Consider the following 5,184-nt stretch of genomic DNA (forward strand, 5'->3'; position numbering starts at 1 on the left):
TGTATTAAGAAATTTGAGCTTCTGACATGAAGCGATGGTCATAGCGTGTCGTGATAATTGGAGGAGAGAGCGTATCTGAAAAATGGTAGAAGTTATCTGATGGGAGATGAAAATGGTGTTCTTGTATCCATTCATCATTGAAAATGGTTGATTCGTAATTGCTGCCGCGATCGGCGCATATACAAACGATATTGCCGCTATCTGGAACGGTGGTGAGGTAGCGCATGCAGGCGGCGATAACCGCCCCACTTGATCCCCCTACTATGATATTGGTATATGTTTGCAGGATACGGCACATTGCAAATGCTTCTTCATCGGTAACCTGGATATAGTCATTATAGAGCCCTTTATGGATAAAACTTGAGGGCTGTGATGAGCCGATACCAGTGAGCTTGCGTGTTCCGGCAGGTGTGCCAAAGATGACAGATCCGTGCGCATCCACGCCAATTATTTTTGTGCTGGGACTGACCTCACGGAAGAAGCTGGCTATGCCAGCCAGAGAGCCTCCGGTTGAGACCGGGACAAAAATGACGTCGACCTTCCCCTTCATCTGTTCGTAGATTTCAGGTCCTGTCTGCATATAGTGGATGCGCATGTTAGCGGGATTTTGATACTGGTTGGTCCAGACATAGTCGGCCTGCTGGCAATACTGCTGTACCCTGGCTAAACGCGTTAAGAGATAGCCGCCATTTTGATCCGGCGTCTGCACTTTTTCAAGGGTCGCGCCAAGCATCTGCATTTTGGTGCTATTTTCCTGTGTGGTTTTCGGATCAATAACCGCCACAAATTGATAGCCTTTCGCTTTACAGAGAAAGGCGAGTGCGACACCGAGATTGCCCGATGTCGATTCAATGACTGTTTGCCCTGGCTGTATTAAACCTCGATTTTCTATATCCATTATCAACGAGTAGCCCGTACGATCCTTCATCGAGCCAGTAGGATTCTCTCCTTCTAGCTTGAGATGAATGCGATGTGCGTGCCGCTCTACTACACAGTCCAATGGTTGTATCGGTGTATGCCCAATTTTATGAATAAGTTGACATAACTCATGGGATGACAGCCGGCTAAGCTGTTGAATGTCCATTGGTCTTTCCTTTATTGGAGAATAAGGGTGGTTAGATAGGTGCGTAAAATTGAACTCAATTGCTGTACAGCGGGTTCGTAAACGAGATCCATGTGGGTGCCAGCAACAAGATGGACAGAGATCTCTTCTTCGGTGAGCTTTTCCCATCCCTGGGTCATCTGTTCGTGTGTAAGTGTCGCCACGTTTTGTATGCTGGCAAGATCATCTTCGGCGCGGAAAAGGATGATTTTCTGGGCGATTGGGGTGGCTCGATATGTGTTGGCCGCGTATTTCAATAATAGATTGATGATCGCGAATTTCCGGTAGAGGGCGAGATCCACATCTGCTGGAATGATCTGCAATTGCTGGAGCCTTTCACAGATGAAGAGCAACTGCTCTTCATCTGGAAGCGCCGCCAGTCGTTCCTGCTCCTCCCGGTTGATGGCGGGCTGGGTTTGCAGAATTTCTTTGACCAGTCCCGCGTCACTTGTATCTGGTCTGGCCGCTATCTGTTCAGGCTGCGGCTGTGTATCTGGGGCTGAGCTATCAATGAGCGCGAGGACGGCTACCTCCTCTCCTTTTTGCTGTAACTGGTGCGCGATCTCAAAGGCGATGACTCCTCCTAACGACCAGCCGCCAAGGCGATAGGGGCCGTGTGGGTGCACCGTCTGGATGGCTGTAAGGTAGTGTGTCGCCAACGTTGGTAGCTGGCTGTAGTCATCGTCATTGGCGAAGAAGGGTGCCTGGAGCGCGAAGAAGGGTTGCTCTGGACCCAGATGATGCGCTAGGTCCCGATAGCACAGCACGTTACCACCTGCTGGATGGATGCAGAAGAAAGGTGGAAGCGCGCCCTGGGTATTGAGTGGCACCAGGATGGACCTCTGGTTATAGGCGTCTGTTTGCTGCCGTACGATCATCGCGAGCTCAGCCAGGGTGGGATGTTGAAACAGGGCCGTTAAATCGAGTTCACGTCCAAATTGTTTGTAGATACGCGAGATCAGCTTGACGGCAAGGATAGAATGGCCGCCAAGGTCGAAAAAATTATCGGAGATGCTGGTGGGCGCTCGTGCTAGCATGTCTTCCCAAATCTGCCAGAGCTGCAATTCAATTTCGTCTCGCGCTGGCACCTGCGCCTGCCTGGTGTGCTCCTGGGTGAGTTCGCTGCCACCAAATCGCTGCTGGATCTCGGTCTCTTGTGCTGCGGCGAGAAATGTTCGATCTAGCTTACCATTTCCTGTGAGTGGCAGGGATCGCAGGATGATGAAGGCGGTGGGCAGCATATAGACTGGGAGGTAGCGGGCGAGAAAGTGCTGTATCTCTTCCGCGGTGGGCAATGAGCCTTTGTGGAGGGTGAGATAGGCTACCAACTCCGCCCCTCTGCCCGCGCGATTGCGCCAGATAATCGCGCAATCGCGCACCTTTTCATGCCGGAGTAGCACAGACTCGATCTCGCTGATCTCGACGCGGAAGCCTCGTATCTTTATCTGCGTATCGGCGCGGCCAATGTATTCTATCTGATCATTCTCGATCCATCTGGCGAGATCACCTGATTTGTAGAGGTAGGTGTTGGACCCCTGTTTGAATGGATGCGCCAGGAAGCAACTGGCGGTCTGTTCCGGCTGCTGGAGATAGCCGGCCGCCAGGCCTGCGCCCCCCAGGTAGAGTTCTCCGATCACCCCTCGGGGCTGTATCTGCAGGGCTGAATTCAGGATATAGGCCTCTGTGTTCGCGATGGGTTGCCCGATGGGGATACTTCTCTGGGTGCTATCAGCCATCTGTCTGACCGCTTCATGGCTCACGATGTTTATGATGCAGCCGATCGTGGCTTCGGTCGGCCCATAGTGATTGATGATGGTACCCTGGTAGCCCACCTGTTCCAGCTGCTTCATGAGCGCCGGAGGGAGTAGCTCTCCGCCCAGCACGAGATAGCGGCGCGGCAGGCATCCCTGACCCACCTCGGGCGATGCGAGTAATGCTGAAAGATGGCCGGGTACAATTTTAAGTATATCAATGGGATGATGAGCGTTGTACTTCGCGAAGGCGTTCGCCGAGGTGATGATTTCGTATGGGAGTATATGCAGACAACCTCCGGAGGCGAGCGAGCAAAAGATAGCTGTGTTGCCAAGGTCAGCCGCTAACGTGGAGACGGTGGCGAAGTGCCTTCCGGCTGTGTCAGCAATGACACTGCTCATCGCCTGTGTATAATTGACCACTCCTCGATGGCGTACCATGATGCCTTTAGGCACCCCTGTAGAGCCAGAGGTATAGATAATATAGGCCAGATCTTCTAATCCGGTGATGTTGTCAAGATTGGCGTGCTCCGCCTGTGCGATGCGGGGATCGGTGTCGAGCGCGAGCATGTCGCATCCTATCGCGGTCAGGTGGTCCGAGAATTTTTGCTGCGTTAAGAGTATCCTGGCATCGAGCTGCTGCAGTTGATAGGCGAGGCGCTCCATGGGATGCTCGGTATCCAGTGGCACATACACGCCGCCAGCCTTTAATATGGCCAGTAAGCCGACCAGTGCTGTCACTGAGCGCTCCATATAGATGCCGACGGCAATATTGGGTCCGATCCCTAGCTGGCGTAAGAGTCGAGCGACCTGATTAGCCTCGCTGTTGAGCTGCTCATACGTGCGGGTTTCGTCTCCACAGCGAACCGCGATGGCGGATGGATACAGGCGTGCCTGCTGCTCAAATTGTTGAGCTAATGTCAGGGCTGGTAGGGGGCAGCGCACCCCGGTCCCCATCTGGATGATCCCCTGTTGCGCGCTCTCGGTTAGCAGTGGAAATGCCTGGCATGTCTTCTGCGGTGACGCGAGAATGCCCTGCAGCAATACCTCAAGGCAGCTGCGCAATGCATCGATCGTTTCAGCTGTGTAGTGGTATGCATTGTAGGAGAACTGCAGTTGCAGCAACTGCTCGCTTTCTATGACCGTTAGTTTGAGGGCGAAGGGTTCGATGACTGTGCGGCTGTGTTGGATCGTGCAACGCATAGATGAAGGGCTATTTCTCATGTTCCAATCGACGAACTCATAGCTGATTGGCATGTATGGCATGTCCTGCCGCTCTAGCTCTGAAGAGGGCCAGTCAAAGTAGAGTTGGTTGGCGTAGACTTCCTGATGCGTGTAGTCTACCTGCGCTAACAGCTGTTCAAAGGTCATCTCCTCTGTGAATGCGGTGTACAGGGGCAGTAGACGTGTATACGGACCTATGGCTGTAGCTAATTCTTCATACATCCTGCCATTGCAGGTGACTCCTACCCGGCTGGCGTACTGATTCGTCAGGCGCGCGAGGAGTAGCTGCCAGCAAGTAAGCATAAATGTTTCGCTGGAAGCACGCTGTCGCTGGATGATATGTTGAATGCGGGTCAGATCCTCTGCTTTGAGCGTGAGTGGCGTATGGTGCTGTTGCGGTGCAAATTGTCGTAATCCGGCACTGGGATCACAAGAGTCTAGGATGAGAGGCAACGGCATTCTCCTGGCGGTAGCAATATCGGTATCGGTGGTAGACCAGAAGCGTGCTTGTGCCTGACCCTCTTCGGATGCGCGTTGCTCGTCTTGCCAGGCCGATATGTCCACATATTGCAGTTGCTCTTCCTGCTGGGGTTCGTCGCTTCGCCCCTGCGCTGCCATCTCATAGTGCGCTAGCACCTCTTCCATGAAGATTCTGAGTGTGGCGCTATCGGCGCAGAGGGCATCTAAGCTCAGCAATAGCACATGCCGTTCGGAAGATTGCTGCAGGAGGTTAGCCCGTATGAGCGGGCCGTTCTCTCTCTGGAATGGTTCATCCCATAACTGCTGAAAGTATTGCTCGATCAACTGTTCATGCCGGGCTGCACTGTCTTGTGGCAGGACCTGTAACGGACAATCGAAACGGCCCGACGCTTGGATGATCTGCAGGGGGATATCCATTCCCGCTACGGTCGTGAAGGTGGTACGCAGGATCTCGTTGCGCTGTACGACGTCTTGCAGCGCTTGCTGTAATATAGTTGGCTGGATGGTTCCTGTGAGCGCGAGCGCACATTGAACACGATAATACGGCTGTTCATGGATCAGTGCTTGTAAGCGCGTTTGTTGTAACGACAGATGGGCGCCCTGTAAGCCTGTTGAAGACATATGCTG

General features: G+C 53.2%; 2 protein-coding genes. Both read right to left on the reverse strand.

All coding sequences use genetic code 11. The features are described 5' to 3' along the window. Positions 1–4 precede the first annotated feature (4 nt). A complete protein-coding gene (gene sbnA, locus EL633_RS19140) occupies positions 5–1,084 on the reverse strand; it encodes a 2,3-diaminopropionate biosynthesis protein SbnA (protein WP_161982255.1) in 1,080 nt (359 codons plus the stop codon). A gap of 11 nt (positions 1,085–1,095) precedes the next feature. Further along, entirely contained in the window at positions 1,096–5,178 is a 4,083-nt protein-coding gene (locus EL633_RS19145; protein WP_126628721.1) for a non-ribosomal peptide synthetase, read from the reverse strand. Positions 5,179–5,184 lie beyond the last annotated feature (6 nt).

Source organism: Dictyobacter alpinus (genome assembly GCF_003967575.1).
In the GTDB taxonomy this organism is placed as follows: domain Bacteria; phylum Chloroflexota; class Ktedonobacteria; order Ktedonobacterales; family Ktedonobacteraceae; genus Dictyobacter; species Dictyobacter alpinus.